Below are 22,893 nucleotides of genomic sequence, written 5' to 3'. Positions count from 1 at the left end.
AGTGGTGGGCGCAGGCGCGGTTGGCAGATTTTCAACGGCCGATGTGGTTGCCTGCGCAGTGGTGGGCGCAGGCGCGGTTGGCAGATTTTCAACGGCCGATGTGGTTGCCTGCGCAGTGGTGGGCGCAGGCGCGGTTGGCAGATTTTCAACGGCCGATGTGGTTGCCTGCGCAGTGGTGGGCGCAGGCGCGGTTGGCAGATTTTCAACGGCCGGAGTGGCCGCCGCACTGCTCAGGAACCAGTCATTACCCTCAGGATTGAGTGTGTAGCGAAACGCGCCAGCATCGACATAGCCTCCGTGCAAGACGACCGTTCCGTTGCCGCCGTTAGTTCCGACCACACGTAATTTCCCCTCGCTCTTAGGTGACAAGCCCGTATCTTCTATGACTAGCGTATGACTACCAGTAAAACCGTTAACGTTAGTGACCAGCAATAAGTCACCTTTAAGTTTGGATAGATCTGTGTTCATCACGAACTCTCCACTACCGGTCAGCGAACCGGTAGTCAATATCTTAAACATGGCATCGCCGAGCTTAAACTCTACTTTGCTGTCGCCTTGCAGGGAAAGAGACTTAACGGAAGAGTTTCCGGCCATAAACCATTCACTATCATTTAGCGAAAGTTTATTAATTCCGTTACCAGCCCCCACCCAATGCGTCTCCCCTACTAACTCGAAACTGGCATCGTATTTTTGGCCAGCGGCTATATCTATATCCCCTGCCAAATAGGCGTAGTCACCGACTAGAACACTAGTACCAGTACTAGCGCTATCAGACAGGCTAAACAATTTTCCACTATCGGACTTCACATTGGAAGTGTTGACCAAGATATTGCTCAAGCCATTTCCACCGACTACAATTGCACTGCCCGTTTTATTGACAAGCTCGCTGTCACTGATGTTAACATTGGTTCTATATGCTTTATCGCTATATGCCTTCAGCGCAGCACCAGAGGACTTAATATCAGTTGTATAAATTGATACATCGCCGTCGGCGACATCGATACCAACAGCGTTAAGGCCTTCAGTTTTTAAAGTACTGCCGGTAACGGAAAGTATAGACGATTCTTCTGGCCCCTCTACATCAGGCTTACCTGCTCCGACTAAAAGAATAGCTGAGGCATTATCGCCCACTGCTTCAAGATTGGTGTTCACCAAGACCGCTGTTGAGCCGTTGCTGATTTGAACGGCTTGGGAGCCGATACCTTCCGTAGCAATACGGCGTCCGTTTTCAATGTCTAGGTTGTTAATTTTTAGAGTGCTATTTCTTTTGGCTACGGCGGCAGCTCCCCGGCCTGTTTTAAGGATAGAAGTATTTTCCAAAACTATCGATGACGAGCTCGTAGCACGTACGCCATAACTGTCAAGATCGGAGAATTCGCTTTTGCTGGTAATATTTGAATTTGAAAGATTTATGGCACTCTTGTCGCCAGCGTATAAACCATCATGTGGGCTGCCGGAAAATTCAATATCAAGTTCCGATGCTGTTATCTGACCGCCCATTCTCGCTGAAAGCCCCGTTGCATCGTAGCCACCACCAGTAATTTTGCCACCGATGTAAGTGATAAAGCTGTTGTCACCAACAGCAAAAGCGCCAGCAGCCGCCTCTTCGCCTGAGACCATAATATTGTAATCCGTGACCGTCCGAGTACCGTTGACAACTTTAAACATACCGCCGTCCGCATTGTTTTCGACTTTTATTTCCCGGCTGCCAATATCTTCTTTCTGTTTCGCGAAAGCGGCACTACCGACCAGGGAAAGTGTTGACAGCGCGATGCTAATCGCGAGGTAAGATCTGTTCATTACTATTTCCAAAATTAAATATCAGAAGAGCTAATAATTCGTTAATTGTCAGAAATTAATTTACTGAAATTAATACGGCAAAGCCGTAGGCAAGTGCCTACCTGATCGTATGAAAAATCCTACGGAAAGAACTTTCCTGGAAACCGCCTGAGCTTGTCATGGGTGCATCAGTTGTCGTGGCTCTTACTGCGCAATCAGTGAACTGAAAGAGAGATTTTCCGAGCGTGCAATCCTGAGCTGAATCGCCCTAGTTTCGTAGACACCTCTTTGCCTTAAACTGAGGCCAATTAGGAGGTGCGATGAGCAACCGGCGTTCCCCCGAAGAATTCAAAATCCAAGCGGTCAATCACGTGACCGAAAAGAAGCTGCCTGTCGCTGATGTGGCTGCGCGTCTTGGCGTGTCGACGCATAGCCTCTATGCCGGGATAAAGCGCTACAGCAAACCTCAGGCAGAACGGCAACAAGACGATGATCAGTACGCTGAACTGCGGCTTCTGCGAGCTAAACTCAAGCGGGTCACGGAAGAGCGAGACATCTTAAAAAAGGCCGCCGCGTACTTTGCCAAGGAGTGCGGTCAAAGTACGCCTTTATCAAGCAGCAAGCGGGCGACTATTCCATTCGACGGCTTTGCCTGACGCTGAAAGTCCATCCCAGTGGTTATTACGCCTGGTAGTCTAAGCCGCAATCTGCTCGCGCTAAAGACGACCAGCGACTGCTGGGTTTGATCAAACATTATGGCTGGAGAGCGGCGGCGTTTATGGCTATCGCAAAATCCATGACGATCTGCGCGAGGTCAGTGAGGATTGTGGTCGGCATCGTGTGGCGAGGCTGATGCGCCTTGAAGGTCTTCGCTCTCAGACAGGGTATCGACGCCGCCCCGGGAAGTACGGCGGTAAGCCAGCGGTCGCCTCACCCAATTTGCTCAAGCGCCAGTTCGATGTCGTAGAACCCAGCAAGGTCTGGCTCACCGACATCACCTACATTCGCACGTATGAAGGCTGGCTATATTTGGCTGTGGTGGTGGATCTGTTTTCTCGCCAGGTCGTTGGCCGGTCCATGAAGTCGCAGATAACCTGTGATTTAGCCGTTGATGCTTTATTGATGGCGGTTTGGAGGCGTAAACCCAAGCAAGAGGTGGTGGTTCGTTCCGACCAAGGCTGCCAGTACAGCAGCTCCGACTGCCGCAGTTTTTTTTAAGGCGAACAATTTGGTTGGCAGCATGAGTCGCCGAGGCAACTGTCATAACAATGCCGTGGCCGAGAGCTTTTTCCAGCTTGTAAAGCGGGAACGGTGGTTTTAGACAATTAAAACTGCCGCGGAAGGCGCCCGCATTTTGCGGCCTAAAGCCTCTGGAGAGGAATCGCAAAACTGTCGCGCCCATAAACGAAGAGGCTTTCACGCACGTTTACCACAACCAGTACAAGGTAAGGGGCGAAGCAGAGGTTGACTCATGAGCTCTTGACTGCACCTATTCCAGAATACTCCCAAGTCATTTCAAGAAAGCTCTCGTACCGAAATCCCTGTCTTTTTCTTAATCTGCGGCCGCCCTTAAAACCGGGTGAATCTCAATTCGAAAACAGGAATAAAACAATGAACCCATTCAAGTCGACGTTGGCCGCAGGCCTATGCTGCGTGGCCGCTCACTCCATGGCGGCCGATGGTGAAATCAATTTCGTCGGGACTATCAATGCCAGCACTTGTTCGGTCAGCGTCGGAGACATGAACAACAATGCGAACTCTAATGTTTCCTTGGGCAATGTATCGTCACAATCGTTAAAAAAACTTAATGATACTGCCGGGGCCGCAGCCTTCGAAATCCGACTGCAAAGCTCAGGCGCCGGAGACGAAGACTGTAGCCTCTCCGGCAAAACCGCCACGGTGCGGTTTCTCAGCATGAATGGCGCCGCAGGACCGAATGGTGAATGGTTGGCTCTTGACGGTGCAGGAAGCGAAGGAGTCGCTAGCAACGTAGCGATTCAGATTCGCGATGCCAAGGGCAATGACATTCAATTGGGTCGCTCCTCCAGTGAGTACGCGGATCTCAGCGTTCCGCTTCGTTTCACAGCGAACTACATCGCCACCGGCTTAGCCACACCTGGAACAGCCAACGCAAAAGCCTCTTTCAGCGTTGACTACAAGTAGGCCACTCCTCAGTCGGAGACCGCTCGCTCTTTCTTGTGGAGCGGCTCCGGTGTTTTTTTGCGTAGGTTTAAATTTTCATGAAAGCTTATTTCCGATCGTGCGCAGTTAAGACCTGCCTGCACTGGATGTGCTGCGCGGTAATTTTGGCAACCTGGCCAATGACGTCTGCAAATGCCGGTGTCATGCTCAACGGCACGCGGATAATTCTAGGGGCGAACGAGCGCAGTGTATCAACCATAGTCTCCAACACAGGCGTTAGCGATTACGCGGTGCAGGCGTGGATCAACGATGCTGCCGACAGCCGAGATCGACTCAGCCCATTTATAGCTATGCCTGCCTTGTTCAAAGTACGTGCTGGAGAAGAGCAAGTTGTCCGGATAATTAAGACACCTGGCGAGTTACCAAAAGATAGAGAGTCAGTTTTCTATTTCAACGCCCAGGAAATACCTGTGAAAGATGCAAAGCAGGTTAACTCACTCAAAGTGGCAGTACGCACTCGCATCAAATTATTCTACAGACCGAGTGATTTACTAGGAACAGCGCTCGAAGCACCTAAGCAATTATCTTGGAAGCTGATTGAACAACCAACAGGCACGCTACTGCGTATTTCCAACCCCAGTGCTTACCACGTTACGTTTATAGGTATACGAGCGCTCGACGGTAACGTACCAGTCGAGCTAAGTGACATAGATATGCTACCGCCGATGTCCAGTTTAGATTACCCGCTCAAGCGACACATAGGGCCAAAAGGCGCAACCGTTGAGTTCTCCACCATCAACGATCAAGGTGGATATCAGGATCCCATAAAAGCCCAAATAGGATTCTGAGGGCATGAAACTTAGAGGGATAACCGGTGCGTGGCTAGGAATATTTCTGATAGCGCTGCCTAAAGTTGAGGCGGCAACACAGTTTGATACCGATTTCGTAGCAGGCTTCGATGGCGCTAACGGTGAACAGAGTGATCTGCAGACCATGTTACAGGAGCAGGAGTTAGGCTCTGGGCGCTATCTGGTTAACGTCCAACTCAACCAAGAGTTCTTAGGCCAGCGTGAGATAAGCTTCGTTGAAAAGGGCGATAAGCTCAACGCTTGTATGCCTAGCGAAATGCTAGAAGGAATGGGTATTCGATTGCCGACAATTGCTGGCGACGCAAGCTGCCCAAATCTTTCTGAATTACTGGAAGGAGCCGCGGTGCACTTCAATAGCCGTCAGCTCAAACTCGATATCAGCGTCCCTCAGATTTATCTCAAACGCGATGTCTTGGGTTATGTGAAACCGGAGGTTTGGGACGAAGGTGTAAACGCTGGCTTTCTCAATTATCAATTCTCTGGCTCACAAAACCAGCACCAAGACCAACGCACCAACCAATACAATCTTTATCTCAATGGCGGACTCAATCTTGGTACTTGGCGCTTACGCTCTAGCTCCTCCTACCGCAAAGACGGTACTTGGGAACGCGCCGCAAGCTATGTGCAGCGCGATCTTTCCGGAACCGCCGGCCAATTGGTCATAGGAGAAAGCATCACACCGGGCGACACCTTGCAAAGTATTCCATTCCGTGGCGTACAGCTGGCTAGCGACATGGATATGTTGCCCGATTCACTGCAAGGATATGCTCCAGTCATCAGGGGGGTCGCGCGTACTCAAGCCAAAGTCGAAGTTCGCCAGCACGGATATTCGCTCTACAGTACTTTCGTGCCTCCAGGCGCATTCGAGATTCGCGACTTAAACGCTGCATCCGGAAGTGGAGATCTTGAAGTAATCATCACCGAAGCGGACGGTACGGAACAGCGATTCATACAGCCTTATGCGACGCTGGGTAACCTATTGCGCCAGGGAATATGGCGATACAATGTGACTGTTGGCCAGTACCATTCACCCAGCACGCCTGATGAACAGCCAAATTTTTTATTTGGTTCTTACGCCCGCGGCTTAGCCAATGACTACACTATGTCACTCGCCGGACTTGTGGCTGAAGATTACAGCGCCTATCAAGTAGGTGTTGGCAAGGGATTGGGTAACCTAGGGGCGATATCTCTGGACGTAACACAAGCCCAATCCACAGTTTCAGCCGGTTCTATCAAGGGCCAGAGTTATGGTCTACGCTACGGTAAGATGTTCACCACCGGGACAAATCTACGTTTTGCCGGATATCGCTACTCCACGCCGGGATACCGTGACTTCAGCGAGGTAGTAAATGAAAGATCTTGGCAGCGCGGCCTGTCCATAGATGGCAACTACCAACCGGCAAGCCGGCGCAGCAGGCTCGAAGCAAGCCTCTCCCAAAGCCTTTCTGGAGGTACTTCAATGTACCTAAATCTATCTCAGCAAGACTATTGGAATACAAATCGATTGCAACGCCAATTACAGTTCGGATTAAGTGGCCAAGTGGGGCAGTCCAATGTTTCACTCTATGCCAGTAAAAGTCTGAGTGATGATGATCGAGAAGGCTTGCAAGTTGGATTAACCCTTAGTTTTGCAATGGGTAGCCAGAACGCTAGGGTAAGTATGGAACGGAACGCCTATGGGACCCATGATCAACACATTGGGTTAAGTGGGATTGCTGGTCCCTACAGCGACCTCAATTATAATCTCGATTTGCAACGCAGTGAGGTTTCGTCCAATACTGGCTCGGCCTCAGTGAACTATCGCGCGCCGTGGGCCGATCTTAATGCGGGCTTCAGCAGCAGCAGCGACTACAGCTCTGAAAACATCGGCATTTCAGGATCGATCCTAGCTCACGCTGGAGGTGTACAGTTGAGTCAGCACCTAGGAGAGACAATGGCCTTGGTAGAAGTCAAGGACACCCCTAATGTCGGTTTATTAAACGCGCCCGGCGTCCTTACCGACTCCAAGGGTTACAGCCTTGTACCCTATGTTCAGCCCTATCGGCGCAATCGACTAAGCCTAGACACCCGCGAGCTTGATGCCGATACCGATATCGATAATGGGGTTAGTACCGTAGTACCAAGGCGAGGCTCTGTAGTGCTTGCGAAGTTTAAGGCGCACCGAAGTGAAAAGGTTTTGGCTACAGTCTCTTTTTCAGGTGGTGGAGTGGTGCCTTTTGGTGCCGCCGTACTGAATGGCGCAGGACAGCGAGTAAGTGCGGTGGGGCCAATGGGACAGGTTTTATTGTCCGTGAGTGAAGACCGCCATTTTCATTTAGTCTGGGGTCATGCAGCGAATCAACAGTGTAGATTTACTCTGGATCTAGAGCAGACACGGAAACAGGAGGGATTTACGCTAGCCAATGTGTATTGCGTTGCTGGATGATTAATCATGAGGGACGACGATATGACCGGTATGCTCCAAAAAAGCTCTGATGGCATTGGAGAAGATTGGATGATCGTCCACGATCAGTACGCTTTTTCTCATATCACCTTCTTCACTATGCAAGTCCAGGGCAGCTGTAGGGATTTCCACTGTGTTCGATTATAACCCGATTGAGCACATATTTTGACCTAACGCAATATTTTTTATGTTCCAGAAGACTCTTGGTACAAAACGAGATTCCTCTGGGAGGAATGGAGCCTAAGCCCCTTTAAAATCCTCGCGGTGCAGATGTTCGGCTAGAGGTGGTGGATGAGTATGTTGAGTCGGATTTGTATTCTACTTTTCTTTTTTCAGGCCAGTACTTCCGCATATGCGGATTGCTCCACAGGCGATAGAGAGGTGTACCAAACGTTCGATATGGGGATTCAATACGTACCGCGCGACGCTCCTATTGGATCAATAATAGGAACGGCAAACATAAAGTATGTGTACAACACAAATACTTCGTATACATGCGGCTGGAGTGATGAATGGGAAATAAGGGTTAGCAGCAATTTTACCGTAGTACCGAACATTACATTGCCGCAGATGGAGGGAGGCATAAGCAAGGCGACCGTACTAAAAACCAACGTGCCGGGCGTAGGCTTGATTGTAAGCTCTGAGCCACTTCAAAGCTATAGTGCTATCAGCGGCTCCCCCCCCTATGTTCCGTACAAGGTTCGTCTTGCAGCGTTTCCCGGCGTCTACAAAAGCGTACCTGCTAAATTTACGCTAGTAAAAATAAGCAATGACATACCAGTTGGTAGTTCGAGGATTGAAAGTCCCAACTCCACAATTAGCTATTGGTCTACAAATAGACTGCATAGTATTTTTCTTAAAGGAACAGTTATTCGCTCTGAGTGTTCTGTCACCGGCGGGGGGCATGCCTACATTGAGGTGCCAATGGGGGCGGTATCACGCCGCGAGTTCAAAGGCAAGGATAGTTATTCTAAAAGTAATGGATTCGTTATCCCACTGACTAACTGCACCCCTGGAAGTTATCCATCTAATCAATCTTGGAATTATTACAACAACTCGAATGCACACATACGTCTTGACGGATTGCAAGGATCTACTCTTATAGATGCGACCAGAGGCGTAATTGGACTTTCTCAAGAGTCGACGGCAAAAGGCGTAGCTGTTCAGATTCTGCGCAAGGATGGTGTTACCCCACTATCACTTGGAAAGGATGTTTCTATTGATCAGCTGAAAGGGAATAGTATGGACATTGAGCTCAAGGCACGCTATATCCAGACTTCAAATATCACCGAGGGACCAGAGCCTGGATCGGCAAATGCGCGTGCGGCATTCACAATTACTTACAAATGATATCAGTTCGATACTTCACCACTAGGAGTTAGTAAATGTCGACCTTGGGCGTACTACTACTTTGTTCAAATATCTACAGAGTAGAGCGATTCACTAAAATCATTAGCAACCTAACTTTCATTAAGCTAAACGTGGTAAGTGAAGCGCTGGGAACATGAGGCTATAGTCGATGCGATGCAGGTTCGGCTAGAACATGATCCGTCGATGATGTGGGTTCGTCGACAGACTGTTGAACATCCTTTTGGAACGCTCATGTACTGGATGGTAGTACCCACTTTCTGACCAAAATACTGCCGAGGGTGAGCACTGAGATGAGCCTTCATTTGCTCGCCTACAACCTCAAACGAATGTTGAGCATCTTCGGCATCGCAGGGCTGCTTGAGGCGATCAGGACGTGAACCAAGCCGCTTGGCCGTTCGTGAGCGACTGTTTGGGTCGCTGACGCGGTCCAAACGGCAATACGAACGCCTATGCAACTGATCAAGGAAATTCGCGCTTCCGTCCGCTGATTCCACTGGCACCATCGCGACTTTCAGTTTGCGACGTATTTAGTGCGTTTTCACACAGCCTGGGTCGAGAGCGGACATTCATGTCCTCGGGAAGGGCTCCCAATCGCTAACTACTACGCTATTCACTCCACCAGAGAAACGCCGATGCCCAACTCAGACCTGCTCCCCTCTCTGCTCTCCAAGCAGTACGAAAACCAACTGGCCCTTGAGGCATCCATCATGGAGCTATCGAACTGGGTCGAGCAACGCGGCTGCGCTGATGTGGCTTAGAACATACGCGGCGCCCTGCACACCATCGATGAGAACGAAGAGTTCATCAAGCTGACCCTTACCGTCCTCATGGCGCCTGGCTGATCGTCGGGTAAACGTGCAGTTCGTCGGCGAACGACTACCGCATTACCGCATCTCGATTACTACATGCACATACAGTATTTAGAGCCGCTCCCCATGAACATCGATGAAGACACCTGCGGGTGGCTTGGCATTACCACGCCTCTCGAAATGCACAAGCAGCCTGCCCGCCTCCTTGAGAACGAGATCCAGGAACTGAACCTGCAACTGCGTAAGGCCAGAGCGGACATCTTCGGTCTGATCGCGATGCTGACGATTAGGCCAGTACGGCTGCCCGTACTGCGAAGGTGATGAGGGGCCAGCAGTGGATATGTTCGGCAGCATTCCAGCATTCGATGGTCACGGCCTGGGCGTCTCTATAGAACGCCCAGCAACGCTCACCGCCATGGACAGCCATCTGGACATTGAAAGCGAAACCTTCTTTATCACACCGACGCTCGCCAGCGGTGGCCGCAAGTCCGGAGGGTATTCGCTCGACGACATCCCCATCACCGCACCTGCGCTTCGAGCTCAAGCGCAGAGCAGTCATCGTGCCGACTCGGAGGCTTTCATTGTGGCAGGCACACTTCAAGCCAATGCCAAAGCGGCCGGTAGCGCCACTCAGCAAGATGCAGAGTCTGGCCTGCTGGTAGTGCATGGCAAGCAGGACCCTGGTGTCAGCTACAGGCTTGCCTTTGCTTTAGGCCGAAACAACGGAGCGGAAAATGCGGCGCTGGCATTCTCCTGCACGGATCATGGCGCAGATTCCGGCGAGATCGCCCCTACAAGCGCGACCTGTGCGATTCGATTGTCGGCGCCCTGGCCCATGGGCGCCCAGAACACGAACCCGCCACCAGCGGATCACTGGGGCAGCGGTTCTGGGATATCAGCCTAGAGGAACGCGCCATGATCGAAGAGCTCGTTGCTGCCCTGAAGATCACCCGCGAGAACCTGCGCGCCTGCCAGGGAACGATTCATCTCGCCGGCGGCTTTGATCCTGCCTACGTAGAAGACGCCCAGGCTGCGATGAAGCTCGCGGGTGCAGCCATGGCCAAGGTCACCCGATAACCCATTCGTCCAAGTACCTGTTGATCATACGCTTCGACCACAGTAGGGCAATCGTCGATTACCAGCACGCTGGCCAGGGAGTGAAGGATTAAAAAAGGCTTTCCGGGCAGAACAGCCAGAAAAATCCTACATCTTTTATGCTGAATTCATGCAATTAATCCCATGGATATAAGGTGCTAATCAGAAGGGATACTCATTGCTAGTCGTAGCCAGAACGCCAAATAAACGCCTATACATTGGCGACGAAATCCAAATCAAAGTGATCAAGGTCGAAGGCGAAATAGTTTCTCTAGGAGTCAACGCGCCTAAGAACATCCGGATTGCTCGATCAGAGCAAGACAGAAGATCCTTCGATGACGGTTCTATAGCCTTCGTAACGGAGGCTTTGAAGTAAGTCAGTCGGGTGGCCCTTCCAGCTCAAAGCGATAGCTGTGGTGGGACCGAAAACGAAAAAGCCCAGCTCGATGGCTAGGCCTTGAATGAGTGCGCGATCTTAGCCGCGCGGTGTTGCTTGGAAGCCCTACTCTTACGCAGTCGGTGGAAGCCATTACCGAACTGAACCAGGCGATCAAGGATTCGCTGCTCATCACGCCAGACTCGTCGCCTGAGTAATACAACTACGTGGCAGTGGCCCGCGCCGCCCTTGAGCGCCACGGCCAATAACCCACCTTCTGCCGCCCAACTCGACAAGGACACTACATGTTCGCAATCAAACTCACCCTGATCCTGCTGGGCCTAGCCGTGTACCTGTTCTGCACTGCCGTTGGGTTCGCAATCGGTATCCCAGCCCTGCTCAGCTCAGGAGGAACATTAGAAATCATCACTGCCTTTGTCGGCTCCATCACCTGGCTGCTAATCACTTTCGGTTTAGTTATCCACATCATCAAGACGGCCGGCGGTAAGCAGGTAGGCAGGTAGGCAGGTAGGCAGAAATCCTGTTGGACTATGCCCTCCCCTCAATCGTTTCCTTGATGGCCCGGTAAGCGCTACGGCGCTGCTCATCACTGCCGCCAGCAGTCATGTCATCAGCCACCCTGGCGAGTGTGTCGTCATGCTTGACTACACCCGTACATGACTCAATCGCGCTCTGGGTTGGGCGGGAGAAATAAAGCGTCCTTTTACATCGGAACTGCGAAGACTGGCTGTGCGGCTACATAAATGAGCCGGCGATGTACCCCAGCGGTCGCCATTCTGTTTACCGGGCACTGGCAAACTCTCATCTTCGTAGTGGCGATGCTGGTGGGTATGTATGTGTTTTCCAGTCTGGAAGGCCGGCGCATGTCTTGATGGGGTTTGACCCCGATTTTTACCGCTGTCACCTATCACGCACCTCCAAGGCCACCATGTCCATAAATCTTGATGAGCTACTGAAAACCGTAGACGACGAACAATCATTCATCGGCTTCGTTAAAGCGCTAGGTATGGATTTCGCCGAGGAGCGTTTGCTAGAGGAGACCTCTCCGTCGTCTCCCTATGGACCGGGGGCCTTGGGGCGGGAAAACGGTTCTATTGATACCTTTCTTGATGCCGCCGCAGCGTGGGCGACTGCCAGCTCACGCAGTTCCCCTGTGAGTGCCAGTAGATCAAACGTATGGCAACGCTGTGCTGCCATTTTGCTGGCTGGTAAATTTTATGAGTGAGCCCAGCTATTGCTGTTCGAAGGAACACGACCGAACGAAGACTCCCGGTCGTGAAGGTCCACTATCGACTCATACAGTTTTAAACCGCAGGTCTTGAGCTGCTCGGCGGTGTTTTCACACTGCCTGGACCCAAAGCTGCCGTTGGCCAAAAGCAGCCAATCAGATGCGTCTAGGAAACCGGGGGCGATTCAGGTGTATCGCCAGGCCATCGACGATGCGGTGGCCGGGCGCGACTTCGACCGGGGCTTGATGACCAACCTCGAGTCCCTGGCCCAGCGCGGCTACACCGAAGGTTTCCTGCGCCGGCACGTGCACGATGAATACCAGAACTACCAGAACGGCAGCTCGGTGTCCGAACGCCAACAGTTCGTCGGCGAGCTGACCGGTGAGCGACGCGGCGAGCTGGCCGAGGTCAAGGTGAAGAACCGGTTTGCCGTGGGCAATCACCTGGAACTGATGACCCCGGCCGGGAATTTCCACTTTGACCTGGCCACGCTGCACAACGCCAAGGGCGAGGCCATCGAAGTCGCGCCGGGCGACGGGCATACGGTGTATCTGCCGATCCCGGCGGAAATGGACCTGAGATTCGGGCTTTTGATGCGCGACGTTTAACTTCGCCAGACACCTTAATTGTGGCGAGGGAGCTTGCTCCCGCTGGGCTGCGAAGCAGCCCCAAAACAGCCAAATGCGCTTCTTCCTGGAAAACCGCATCAGCCGGATAAGGGCCGCTTCGCGCCCCAGCGGGAGCAAGCTCCCTCGCCACAAAAAGCAGGGCGTACGCGCAATAGGTTCATTAGCACAGTAGAATTAGCGGTTCTGCGTACCGCCATCCTGTCTTGAGCGGTCACCCTCTTTTTTACGGAGATCGCCTTGCGTCTGTTTCACACCTCCGACTGGCACCTTGGGCAAAACCTGCACGGCCAGGAACGCGACTTCGAACACGCCTGCTTCCTCGACTGGCTGCTGGGCCAGCTGGGCCTGCACCGCCCTGATGTGCTGCTGATCGCCGGCGATATCTTCGACACGGTCAACCCGCCGCTCAAGGCCCAGGAGCGCCTGTATGACTTCATCATCAGCGCCCACGAGCAAAACCCCGCGCTGACCATCGTGATGATCGCCGGCAACCACGACTCCGGCTCGCGTATCGAATTGCCGGCGCCGTTGATGCGTCGCCTGCGCACTCACGCCCTGGGCCGGGTGTTGTGGCTGGATGACGGGCAACTGGATGTCGAGCGGCTGCTGATTCCATTGCCCGGCGCCGACGGTGAAATCGCCGGCTGGTGCCTGGCCCTGCCCTTCCTGCGCCCCGCCGAAGTGACCGGCGCACAACTGGGGGACGATTACCTGCGGGGCATCGGCCAGGTGCATGAATGGCTGATCGCTGCCGCCAACGCCAAGCGCCAGCCGGGCCAGGCGCTGGTTGCCATCAGCCACGCGCACATGGCCGGCGGTTCGGTGTCGGAAGACTCGGAGCGCAGCCTGATCATCGGCAATGCCGAAGCACTGCCCGCCAGCCTGTTCGACGCCAGCGTCAGCTACGTGGCCCTCGGTCATTTGCACAAGCCCCAGCGGGTAAATGGCGAGGAGCGGATTCGCTACTGCGGCTCACCGATTCCGCTGTCATTCTCGGAAATCGGCTACCAGCACCAGGTCCTCGACGTGCAGCTGGACGGCGAGACCCTGGTCAGCGTCGAATCCCGGCTGATCCCCCGTTCGGTCAACCTGCAACGCCTGGAAGCCGCGCCCCTGGCCGACATCCTCAAGCAACTGGCCGACTTGCCCGACATCGACCTGCTGGCCGAAACCCAGCGCCAACCCTGGCTCGAAGTGCGGGTGCGCCTCGACGAGCCGCAACCCGACCTGCGCCAGCAAGTGGAAAATGCCCTGCAAGGCAAGGCCGTGCGCCTGGTGCGCATCGCCGCTGAATATGCAGGCGCGGGCAGCCGCGAAGACAGCCAGGAGGACCGCCTGATCGAACTCGACCAGCTCACCCCCCAGGAATTGTTCAGCCGCGCCTGGCAGGAAAGCTACGGCAGTGAGGTGGACGAACAGACCCTGAAGGACTTCGCCGTGCTGCTCCAGGAAGTGCAACAGGAGGGCGAACAGCCATGAAGATCCTCGCCATTCGCCTGAAAAACCTCGCCTCCCTGGCGGGGCCGTTTGAAATCGACTTTACCGCCGAGCCCCTGGCCAGCGCCGGGCTGTTCGCGATTACCGGGCCCACCGGCGCCGGCAAAAGTACCCTGCTCGATGCGCTGTGCCTGGCGCTGTTTGGCGCCGTGCCGCGCCTGGGCGATACCGGCCAGGCAAAAATGCCGGATGCCGACACCGATATTTCCATCGGTGACCCACGCACCCTGATTCGTCGGGGCACCGGTGGTGGTTACGCCGAAGTGGATTTTGTCGGCGTCAGTGGCCGTCGCTACCGCGCCCGCTGGGAAGCCAACCGCGCCCGGGACAAGGCCAGCGGCAAGCTGCAAGCCAGCCGGCAAAGCCTGATTGACCTGGACAGCGAGCAACTGCTGGCCAGTCAGAAAACCGAATACAAGACCCAGCTGGAACTGGCCCTGGGCCTGAACTTCGAGCAGTTCACCCGCGCCGTGTTGCTCGCGCAAAGTGAGTTCAGCGCGTTCCTCAAGGCCAACGACAACGAGCGCAGCGAACTGCTGGAAAAGCTCACCGATACCGCGCTCTACACCCAACTCGGCCGCCGCGCCTTCGACAAGGCCAAGGACGCCCGGGACGCTCACAAACACCTGCAAGACCAGGCCACCGGCGTGACCCCGCTGGCCCCTGAAGCCCGCGCCGAGCTGGACGAACAACTGGCCGCCGCCCAGCAGCAGCTCAAGACCCGGCAGGCGCAACTCAAGCAACTTGAGCTGCAGCACACCTGGCTCAAGGAACTGCGGGAATGGCAGGAACGCCAGCAAGGCGCCGTCGAGCAACTGCAACAGGCCCAGCAACACTGGGAAAGCCAGGGCCCGCAACGCCTGGACCTCAGCCGCCTGGAACAACTTGCGCCGCAACGTCACCACTTCGCCCGTCAGGCTGAACTGACGACGCAACTGCAGCCGCTCGCCGCACAGATCCAGCAGCACCTTGAGCAACAAGCCGCGCTGCACACTCGCCAGACTCAGTTGCAACAGCAACAGACGGACGTGCACGCCGCCCTCGCTCAGGCGCTGAAGCAACAAACCGACGCAGTGCCCCTGCTGCGCCAGGCTTTCGAGGAGCAAACCACCCTCGCCCACCTGACCCGTGAGCTGGCCCGGCGCAGTGAAGAAAAACAGCTGGGCGAAGCCGCCTGCGTGGAAGGCCAGGCGACGTTGACCGGCCTGCTCGACAAGCAAAAAGTCGTCGCCGAACGCCTGAACCGGCTGGCCGCAGAACTTGAACGCAGCGACGCCCTCGCGCCCTTGAGTGACGCCTGGAGCGCCTACCGCGACCGCTTGCAACAGCTGATGCTGATCGGCAATCGCCTGAATAAAGGCCAGGCTGAACTGCCGCAACTGGAAGAACGCGCCACCCGTCTCGGTGAAAAATGGACCGAGCAACGTGAAGCCCTCGACCTGCTGTACCACGAAGCCGGCGCCGAGCCCCATGCGGTGGCCGAGCAGATCCAGCTATTGGGCAGCCTGCTACAGGATAATCGCAAGCAACATCGGGCGTTTGAAGACCTGGCGCGGCTGTGGGACAACCATCAACAACTGGATAAGCAGCTACAGGCATTGGGCGAGAGGCTAAGTGCTGCCCAACAGCATCGGGAAGCGCTGATACAGTCCGGCTTTCAAACCAAGACAGAGCTAACAACCGCCGAACAGACCCTGACCGTTACCAAGCAGCTGCTGGATCGCCAACGCCACGCACGTAGTGAAAGTATCGAAGAGTTACGTGCAAAGCTACAGGACGACCAGCCTTGCCCCGTTTGTGGCAGCCACGAACATCCATACCATCAACCTGAAGCCCTGCTGCAAAGCATGGATCGGCATGATGAAAATGAAGAGGCCGTCGCTCAGAAGGCAGTCGACGCCCTCAACAGCAAACTCATTGAGTTGCGGGGCGACTTGGGAGGAGTGAACGGCCAGATAAAGGAGTTCCTGAGCCAGCAGGAACAACTTGCCGCTCAACAAAAAATCTCTTCCTCGAATCTTGAAGCCCACCCGCTGTCCGCCTCGCTGTTCAACCAGGACGCGGCCAAGCGCGATGCCTGGCTCGCCCAGCAACTGAGCCAGCTCAGCCAAAGCCTGGCTCAGGATGAGCAACGCCAGGGCGCCCTGCTCAACCTGCAACAAAACGCCGGGCGCATGCAGCAGCAACTGCAAGCCGCCCAGGACGCCAGCCAGCAGGCCCGCCAATTGCTGATCGACCAGCAGCGGGAACTGTCCAACGACCGCGAACGCCTGGACGAAGAACTCCAAGCCTTCGCCAGCCTGTTGCCGGCCGAGACCCTCGATGGCCTGCGCAGCGAGCCGGCGGCGACCTTCATGTTGCTCGACCAACAGGTCAGCCAGCGCCTGGAGCAACTGGATAACCAGAAAGAAGAACTGGCCGAGCAGCTACAGCGCCAGCAGGCCATCGACAAGGAACAGGACCGCCAGCAACATCGCCAACAGCAGTTGGAGGCCTTGCAAAAACAGCTCGCCGAACAAAGCACCCTGCAACAGGCTGCCGAGGAAAAACTCGCCGCCCTGCTGGGGAAAAACTCCAGCGCCGAACACTGGCAGCAGCACCTGGACCAGGCCGTCGAGCAGGCGCGCCAGCATGAGACCGAGGCCAACCAGCAGTTGCAGGACACCCGCAACCAACTGATCCAGCTGGCCGCCGACCTCAAGTCGTTGCAAGAACGCCAACAGTCCCTGGACGCCGAGCATCTGGCCCTCAGCACGCGCCTGAGCGAATGGCGCGCCCTGAACCCGGAACTCGATGACGCCGGCCTGGCACGCCTGGTGGCCTTCGACGAACCGCAGGTGGCCGAGCTGCGCCAGCAACTGCAACACAGCGAAAAAGCCATCGAGCAGGCCAAGGTGTTGCTGCAGGAGCGCGAACAGCGGCTCAAGGATCACCAGGCGCTGCACAACGGCAACCTTGAAGCCGGGCAACTGGACAGCGCATTGGCCGAGCTCAACGCCGCGCTGGCCATTGGTGAAAAACACTGCGCCGAACTGCGCGCCCAACAAGCCGATGACCAGCGTCGCCAGGATGCCAACCAGGCGTTGGCAGCCGAGATCGCCAAGGCTTACGAAGAATGGCAACGCTGGGCGCGCCTGAATGCGCTGATTGGTTCGGCCACCGGCGATACCTTCCGCAAGATCGCCCAGGCCTACAACCTCGACCTGCTGGTGCACCACGCCAACGTGCAACTGCGCCAACTGGTGCGCCGCTACCGCCTGAAACGCGGCGGCAGCATGCTGGGTTTGCTGGTGCTCGACACGGAGATGGGCGACGAACTGCGCTCGGTGCACTCGTTGTCCGGCGGCGAGACGTTCCTGGTGTCGCTGGCCCTGGCCTTGGGCCTGGCGTCGATGGCGTCCAGCACGTTGAAGATCGAATCGCTGTTTATCGACGAAGGCTTTGGCAGCCTCGACCCCGAATCCCTGCAACTGGCGATGGACGCCCTCGACGGCTTGCAGGCCCAGGGCCGCAAGGTAGCGGTGATCTCCCATGTGCAGGAAATGCACGAGCGGATTCCGGTGCAGATTCAGGTCAAGCGCCAGGGCAACGGCTTGAGCACTCTGGAGGTCAAGTGAGCGACGTGGTGTTGTATTCGTTCCGCCGCTGCCCGTATGCCATGCGGGCGCGAATGGCCCTGCGGTACTCGGGGGTGGCGGTACAGATCATCGAGGTCAGCCTCAAGGCCAAGCCGGCTGAGATGCTCGCGTTGTCACCCAAGGGCACGGTGCCGGTGCTGAGTGTGGAGGGCCGGGTGATCGATGAGAGTCTGGCGATTATGCGTTGGGCGCTGGCGCAGCATGATCCTGAGGGGTGGTTGCTTGAGGAGGATGGGGCGACGCAGGCGCTGATTGACGAGAACGATCAGGGCTTCAAGTATCAATTGAATCGATACAAGTATGCCGAGCGTTATCCGGAGCAGCCGATGGAGGTTTATCGGGCCGAGGGTGAGGTGTTTTTGTTGAAGCTGGAGGGGTTGCTGGCCGGGCGGGAGTATTTGCTGGCCGGGCACTTGAGCCTGGCGGATGTGGCACTGGCGCCGTTTGTGCGGCAGTTTGCCCATGTGGATCGGGAGTGGTTTGCCCGGGCGCCGTACCCGCGGTTGCAGGCGTGGTTGCAGCGGTTTCTGGAGTCGTCGTTGTTTGTCGCGGTGATGGCAAAACCCCAGACTTAACACGACTAATGTGGGAGCTGGCTTGCCTGCGATAGCGGTGCATCAGTCGACCAATCTGTTACTGATAAACCGCTATCGCAGGCAAGCCAGCTCCCACATTTGATCTTAAGCGTTTGATGAAACTAACGCTCAGCTCTGGATTTTGTGGTCCAGCGCTGCGTAGAAGTTGGCGCTTTGTTGCAGGTATTTCTGGGTGTAGGCGCTGGTGCTGGTTTTTTTGCTGCTGATCTCGACGCTGGCGCTGGCAGGCAACGCAACAGTGGCGGAAACAGCAGAAGCGGCGATGATCGAGAAGAGATTGAAGTTCATGTCGGTAACCCTTGTGTTCGGTTGGCTGGGTGGCCTGTGCTGGCCTTGGAACCAAACTTACGCCCGAGGGGTTAGCCTTAGAAATTCATTGAACCACTAGCCGCTATTAATACGATTAATACAAGGAGTCAGGCCCCGCATGGCGGGGCCTGTGGCTTAGTGTCGCACCAGGAACTTGAGGTCGCTGGGGGCATCAATCGCCAGTTTCTGCACGGTTTTGCCCAACAGGCCGGTCTTGGGGTCGCGCTCGACGACCACAATCTCGTTGCTCTTCTGGTTGGCAATCAGCAGGAACTTGCCGCTGGGGTCCAGGGCGAATTCCCGGGGATGATCACCTTCCACCGAGCGTCGCTGGATCTCCTTCAACTGCGCGGTGGCGGGGTCGATGGCAAATACCAGCATCTGGTTGGCGGTGCCACGATTGCTCACGTAGAGGAACTTGCCGTCGCTTGAGGTGTGCAACGCGGCGCCGGCCTTGTCGGACACAGGCTGGCCGTCAGCGAAGTTGACCAGTTGCTTCTGGGTCAGCTTGCCCTCGTTGTAGTCGAACACCGCAACCTGCGCGCTCATCTCGGTGGTCAGCCAGGCGTGCTTGCCATCCGCGGTGAACAGCAGGTGCCGCGGACCGCTGCCCGGAGGCAGTTGCACAAACGCAGGGTCGGCCGGGGTCAGCGGTAGTTCATGGTTGGCCTTCGGGTCGTAGTGGTAGGCAAAGATCTTGTCCGCACCCAGGTCCTGGACAAACACGTATTTGCCGTCCGGCGAAGACACCACCGAATGCACATGGTTGGACGCCTGGCGTTCAGGGTTGACCCGGCTGGCCGGGTGCCCGCTCAGTTGCACCGGCGGCGACAGCTTGCCTTCGGCGTCCACCGGCAATACCGCCAGGCTTCCGCCCGGGTCTTCCAGCACCGAATAGTTGGCCACGAACAAGTAGCGCCCGTCACTCGCGAGGCTGGAATGGGTCGGCTCGTTACCGAGGCTCTGCACCTGGTTGATCAGGGTCAGTTGATGGTTTTTCGGGTCGATGCTGTAGCTGCTCACGCGCCCTACCGGGTCTTTTTGCCCCGGGCCGTTTTCATTCACCACAAACAGGTGCTTCTGGTCTTTGGACAGGGTCAGCCACGACGGGTTGGCCGCCTTGGCGGCGAGCACCGGCTGGCCGCTGAACTGCCCGGTGCGGCTGTCGAACTGCAGGCGGTAGATGCCTTCGCTGGTGCCGGCGGTGTAGCTGCCCACCAGCAATTCAAAGGTGTCTACCGGCGCGGCCTGGACCGACATCGCGCCTACGCTGCCGGCCATCAGCAGGGGCCAGAATTTACGCATCATCATCCGCTTCATCCTCGTCATTATTGTTGCCGGTAACGCCGCTCATGCAGACCAGGCGGTGTTCGCCCGAGTCACCGGTAAGGGTCCAGCTTTGCAAGGTTTGATCAAAGGTCGCCGCCTTGACCTGCTCCAGGCTGAAACTCCAGCGCTTCTCGGCACGACCGTCCAGGCAGATGATCAGTAACTTCTGGTCATCCAGGCTGAAATCGAAGGTATGCAGGCCATCGATTTCGACCATCTGGCAGTCTTCAAACGCGTTGAGCAAGGTAGGGGTGTCGGCAGTCATAACCATCAATCATCAAGAGGAAAGACCTCATGATAGGTCAAATCGTTGCATCGGCCTAAGCCCGCGCAATGCAAAACGCCGTGGCACAGGCCACGGCGTTTTGGCAAACAGCGATGGATCAGTGGGCAAACAACGAATTGCCCTTCTGCCCCGCCAGCTTCTCGGGTTTGATCAGGAAGCGTGCCAGCGCCGGCAGCAGCCACAGCGCGCCGAACATGTTCCACAGCAGCATGAAGGTCAGCATCAGGCCCATGTCGGCCTGGAACTTGATGGCCGAGAAGATCCAGGTGCACACGCCGATGGCCAGGCACAGGCCGGTGAACAGCACGGCTTTACCGGTGGACTTGAGGGTCTGGTAATACGCTTCCTGCAACGGCAGGCCGGCCCGCAGGAAACTCTCCAGGCGGCTGTAGATGTAGATGCCGTAGTCCACGCCAATCCCCACGCCCAGCGCCACCACCGGCAAGGTCGCGACCTTGACGCCGATGCCCATGAACGCCATCAGTGCGTTGCCCAGCACCGAGGTCAGCACCAGCGGCAGCACGATGCACAGGGTCGCCGCCCAGGAACGGAAGGTGATCATGCACATGGTGGCCACGCACAGGTACACCAGGATCAGGATGGTCAGCTCGGATTCCTTGATCACCTCGTTGGTGGCCGCCTCGATCCCGGCGTTACCGGCGGCGAGGATGAATTCCAGGCCGTCCTTGTTGTTCTCCCTGGCGAAGTCCTGCACCGCATGCACCGCGCGGTCGAGGGTCTCGGCCTTGTGGTCGTTGAGGAACACCAGCACCGGCGCCAGGGAACAGTTGTTGTTGTACAGGCCATCGGCGCGGGCGATGGAGTTGTTCAGCACGTCAGGGTTGCGCGACAGGGTTTCCCATTTCAGGTTGCCCTCGTTCATGCCCTTGATCATCTGCTTGGACACGGTCACCAACGAGATGGCCGACTGCACGCCCTCGGTGTTCTGCATCTTCCACATCAACTGGTCGATGGGCGCCATGGCTTCATAGCGCGAGCAGCCTTCCGGCGGTGTCTTGACCATCACCACCAGTACGTCGGAGCTGGTGGAGTAGTTGCTGATGATGAAGTTGTTGTCTTTGTTGTAGCGCGAGTCCGGGCGCAGCTCCGGGGCGCCCTGGTCGAGGTCGCCGATTTTCAGGTTCTGGCTGTACCAGAGGCCGCCACCGAAGGCGACCAGTGCCAGGGCGATCGACACCGGGGCAACTTTGGGGCTGGCGAACTTCGACAGCAGGCGCCAGAACGGGTGTTCGCGGTGCGCATCCTTCTTGCTCTTGGCGATGGCGCGCTTGCTGATGCCCACATAGGAGATCGCCACCGGCAGCAGGATCAGGTTGGTGAAGACGATCACCGCCACCCCCACCGAGGCGCCGATGGCCAGTTCGCGGATCACGCCGATGTCGATGATCAGCAGGGTGATAAAGCCTACCGCATCGGCGAGGATCGCGATCATGCCCGGCAGGAACAGCTGGCGGAAGGTACGCCGGGCCGCGGTCAGGGCATTGTCGGCATCGCTGGATTGCAGGGCGATGCCGTTGATCTTCTGCACGCCGTGGGAAATGCCGATGGCGAAGATCAGGAACGGCACCAGCATCGAGTAGGGATCCAGCCCGAACCCCAGGGCATGCATCAACCCAAGCTGCCAGATAACCGCCACCAGCGTGGTGCTCAACACCGCGACGGTACTGCGCAGGCAGTTGGTAAACCACAGCAGCAGCACCAGGGTGATGACGAAGGCAATACCGAAGAACATCACCACCATCACCAGGCCGTCGATCAGGTCGCCCACCTTCTTGGCAAACCCGACGATGTGGATCTTGACGTTGGGGTTCTGCGCTTCGAACTTGTCGCGGATCTTGTCTTCGAGTTCATGGGAGAACTTGCGGTAGTCCAGGGCCAGCAACTTGCCCTGGTCTTGCGGGTCCGGGTAGGACTCCAGCAGCGGAATGTCGACGATGCTCGACTTGAAATCGTTGGCCACCAGGCGCCCGACCTGCCCGGACTTGAGCACGTTGTTGCGCAGCTGATCGAGGCTTTCCGGCGAGCCGTTGTAGCTCTGCGGGATCACTTCACCGCCGGCAAAGCCTTCTTCGGTGACTTCAGTCCAGCGCACGCTGGGACTCCACAGGGACTTGAGCCCGGAGCGGTCGACGCCGGAGATGTAGAACACCTCGTCGTTGATCTGGCGCAGGGTCTCCATGTACTCCTTCGTGAAGATGTCACCGTCCTTGGCTTCCACCGAAATGCGCACCGTGTTGCCCAGGTTCGCCAGGTCGTTGCGGTGTTCCATCATCTTCTCGATGAAGGGGTGCTTCAGCGGGATCATTTTTTCGAAGCTGGTGGACGGGCGAATCAACGTCGCCTGCCAGAACAGGAAAATGCTCACCAACAGGCAGAGCGTGATCACTGCCGGGCGGTTATTGAAAATCAGGCGCTCGAGAAACGTGGCCTTGTCGTTGTGATGACTGCTCATGC

Annotated in this window: 16 protein-coding genes and 5 pseudogenes; 16 read left to right on the top strand and 5 right to left on the bottom strand. The window is 56.2% G+C overall.

Annotation, left to right across the window (positions count from 1 at the left end; translation table 11 throughout):
* A partial coding sequence (locus P3C29_RS10780) for a pertactin-like passenger domain-containing protein (RefSeq protein ID WP_275964534.1) occupies positions 1-1,800 on the bottom strand: 1,800 nt, incomplete at its 3' end.
* A 299-nt stretch (positions 1,801-2,099) separates the two neighbouring features.
* Between P3C29_RS10780 and P3C29_RS10775 the strand changes: the two are divergent.
* The 16 genes and pseudogenes from P3C29_RS10775 to P3C29_RS10695 all read left to right on the top strand — a co-directional run bounded on the left by P3C29_RS10775 (position 2,100) and on the right by P3C29_RS10695 (position 18,473).
* Positions 2,100-3,247: pseudogene (locus P3C29_RS10775) on the top strand (IS3 family transposase).
* Positions 3,248-3,390: 143 nt separating this feature from the next.
* On the top strand, positions 3,391-3,942 hold the full coding sequence (locus P3C29_RS10770; protein ID WP_275964533.1) for a fimbrial protein: 552 nt from the start codon (positions 3,391-3,393) through the stop codon (positions 3,940-3,942).
* A 77-nt stretch (positions 3,943-4,019) separates the two neighbouring features.
* Entirely contained in the window at positions 4,020-4,769 is a 750-nt protein-coding gene (locus P3C29_RS10765; RefSeq protein ID WP_275964532.1) for a molecular chaperone, read from the top strand.
* Between the two features lie 4 nt (positions 4,770-4,773).
* Positions 4,774-7,215, top strand: coding sequence for a fimbria/pilus outer membrane usher protein (locus P3C29_RS10760; protein WP_275964531.1), 2,442 nt, complete (start codon positions 4,774-4,776; stop codon positions 7,213-7,215).
* Positions 7,216-7,524: 309 nt separating this feature from the next.
* A complete protein-coding gene (locus P3C29_RS10755) occupies positions 7,525-8,583 on the top strand; it encodes a fimbrial protein (protein ID WP_275964530.1) in 1,059 nt (352 codons plus the stop codon).
* A 138-nt stretch (positions 8,584-8,721) separates the two neighbouring features.
* Positions 8,722-8,981, top strand: a pseudogene (locus P3C29_RS10750) (IS5/IS1182 family transposase); the annotation flags it as partial.
* A 255-nt stretch (positions 8,982-9,236) separates the two neighbouring features.
* Positions 9,237-9,446 (top strand): annotated as a pseudogene (locus P3C29_RS10745) (hypothetical protein).
* Between the two features lie 93 nt (positions 9,447-9,539).
* Positions 9,540-9,734, top strand: coding sequence for a hypothetical protein (locus tag P3C29_RS10740; protein ID WP_275964538.1), 195 nt, complete (start codon positions 9,540-9,542; stop codon positions 9,732-9,734).
* Positions 9,700-10,209, top strand: a pseudogene (locus P3C29_RS10735) (cytosine methyltransferase); the annotation flags it as partial. The gene P3C29_RS10740 and the pseudogene P3C29_RS10735, both read left to right, overlap by 35 nt.
* Before the next feature lie 119 nt (positions 10,210-10,328).
* Positions 10,329-10,490: a hypothetical protein gene (locus tag P3C29_RS10730; protein WP_275964529.1), complete on the top strand. Its 162-nt coding sequence runs from the start codon at positions 10,329-10,331 to the stop codon at positions 10,488-10,490.
* Positions 10,491-11,189: 699 nt separating this feature from the next.
* Positions 11,190-11,408: a hypothetical protein gene (locus P3C29_RS10725; RefSeq protein WP_275964528.1), complete on the top strand. Its 219-nt coding sequence runs from the start codon at positions 11,190-11,192 to the stop codon at positions 11,406-11,408.
* 251 nt (positions 11,409-11,659) lie between these two features.
* On the top strand, positions 11,660-12,130 hold the full coding sequence (locus P3C29_RS10715; RefSeq protein ID WP_345952307.1) for a hypothetical protein: 471 nt from the start codon (positions 11,660-11,662) through the stop codon (positions 12,128-12,130).
* A 189-nt stretch (positions 12,131-12,319) separates the two neighbouring features.
* Positions 12,320-12,742 (top strand): annotated as a pseudogene (locus P3C29_RS10710) (U32 family peptidase C-terminal domain-containing protein); the annotation flags it as partial.
* Positions 12,743-13,000: 258 nt separating this feature from the next.
* Positions 13,001-14,242 carry an exonuclease SbcCD subunit D C-terminal domain-containing protein gene (locus P3C29_RS10705; RefSeq protein WP_275964526.1) on the top strand — a complete coding sequence of 414 codons (1,242 nt, stop codon included), beginning with the start codon at positions 13,001-13,003 and terminating at the stop codon, positions 14,240-14,242.
* Positions 14,239-17,877, top strand: coding sequence for an AAA family ATPase (locus P3C29_RS10700; protein WP_275964525.1), 3,639 nt, complete (start codon positions 14,239-14,241; stop codon positions 17,875-17,877). The genes P3C29_RS10705 and P3C29_RS10700 overlap by 4 nt, the downstream gene beginning before the upstream one ends.
* Complete coding sequence (locus P3C29_RS10695; RefSeq protein WP_275964524.1) at positions 17,874-18,473, top strand: glutathione S-transferase; 600 nt, start codon at positions 17,874-17,876, stop codon at positions 18,471-18,473. Before P3C29_RS10700 ends, P3C29_RS10695 begins: the two co-directional genes overlap by 4 nt.
* Positions 18,474-18,602: 129 nt before the next feature.
* Here P3C29_RS10695 and P3C29_RS10690 read toward each other — a convergent pair whose 3' ends face one another.
* The 4 genes from P3C29_RS10690 to P3C29_RS10675 form a co-directional block, all read right to left on the bottom strand.
* On the bottom strand, positions 18,603-18,782 hold the full coding sequence (locus P3C29_RS10690; RefSeq protein WP_275964523.1) for a hypothetical protein: 180 nt from the start codon (positions 18,780-18,782) through the stop codon (positions 18,603-18,605).
* A 156-nt stretch (positions 18,783-18,938) separates the two neighbouring features.
* Positions 18,939-20,114 (bottom strand): lactonase family protein, encoded by a 1,176-nt coding sequence (locus P3C29_RS10685; RefSeq protein ID WP_010172340.1) that lies wholly within the window; start codon positions 20,112-20,114, stop codon positions 18,939-18,941.
* Positions 20,101-20,397, bottom strand: a complete 297-nt coding sequence (locus P3C29_RS10680; protein WP_275964522.1) for a DUF5629 family protein — start codon at positions 20,395-20,397, stop codon at positions 20,101-20,103. Before P3C29_RS10680 ends, P3C29_RS10685 begins: the two co-directional genes overlap by 14 nt.
* Positions 20,398-20,515: 118 nt before the next feature.
* Positions 20,516-22,891, bottom strand: coding sequence for an RND family transporter (locus P3C29_RS10675; RefSeq protein ID WP_010172344.1), 2,376 nt, complete (start codon positions 22,889-22,891; stop codon positions 20,516-20,518).
* Between the last annotated feature and the right edge of the window lie 2 nt (positions 22,892-22,893).

Source organism: Pseudomonas sp. 1912-s, assembly GCF_029269205.1.
Lineage (GTDB): Bacteria > Pseudomonadota > Gammaproteobacteria > Pseudomonadales > Pseudomonadaceae > Aquipseudomonas.
This window is presented reverse-complemented; position numbering and strand designations above follow the sequence as displayed.

What these genes read in the sequence shown, in the direction of transcription:
- P3C29_RS10770 (WP_275964533.1), top strand. Translation starts at nt 3,391, where the DNA reads ATGAACCCATTCAAGTCGACGTTGGCCGCAGGCCTATGCTGCGTGGCC.
- P3C29_RS10765 (WP_275964532.1), top strand. Translation starts at nt 4,020, where the DNA reads ATGAAAGCTTATTTCCGATCGTGCGCAGTTAAGACCTGCCTGCACTGG.
- P3C29_RS10760 (WP_275964531.1), top strand. Translation starts at nt 4,774, where the DNA reads ATGAAACTTAGAGGGATAACCGGTGCGTGGCTAGGAATATTTCTGATA.
- P3C29_RS10755 (WP_275964530.1), top strand. Translation starts at nt 7,525, where the DNA reads ATGAGTATGTTGAGTCGGATTTGTATTCTACTTTTCTTTTTTCAGGCC.
- P3C29_RS10740 (WP_275964538.1), top strand. Translation starts at nt 9,540, where the DNA reads ATGAACATCGATGAAGACACCTGCGGGTGGCTTGGCATTACCACGCCT.
- P3C29_RS10730 (WP_275964529.1), top strand. Translation starts at nt 10,329, where the DNA reads ATGATCGAAGAGCTCGTTGCTGCCCTGAAGATCACCCGCGAGAACCTG.
- P3C29_RS10725 (WP_275964528.1), top strand. Translation starts at nt 11,190, where the DNA reads ATGTTCGCAATCAAACTCACCCTGATCCTGCTGGGCCTAGCCGTGTAC.
- P3C29_RS10715 (WP_345952307.1), top strand. Translation starts at nt 11,660, where the DNA reads ATGTACCCCAGCGGTCGCCATTCTGTTTACCGGGCACTGGCAAACTCT.
- P3C29_RS10700 (WP_275964525.1), top strand. Translation starts at nt 14,239, where the DNA reads ATGAAGATCCTCGCCATTCGCCTGAAAAACCTCGCCTCCCTGGCGGGG.
- P3C29_RS10690 (WP_275964523.1), bottom strand. Translation starts at nt 18,782, where the DNA reads ATGAACTTCAATCTCTTCTCGATCATCGCCGCTTCTGCTGTTTCCGCC.
- P3C29_RS10685 (WP_010172340.1), bottom strand. Translation starts at nt 20,114, where the DNA reads ATGATGATGCGTAAATTCTGGCCCCTGCTGATGGCCGGCAGCGTAGGC.
- P3C29_RS10680 (WP_275964522.1), bottom strand. Translation starts at nt 20,397, where the DNA reads ATGACTGCCGACACCCCTACCTTGCTCAACGCGTTTGAAGACTGCCAG.
- P3C29_RS10675 (WP_010172344.1), bottom strand. Translation starts at nt 22,891, where the DNA reads ATGAGCAGTCATCACAACGACAAGGCCACGTTTCTCGAGCGCCTGATT.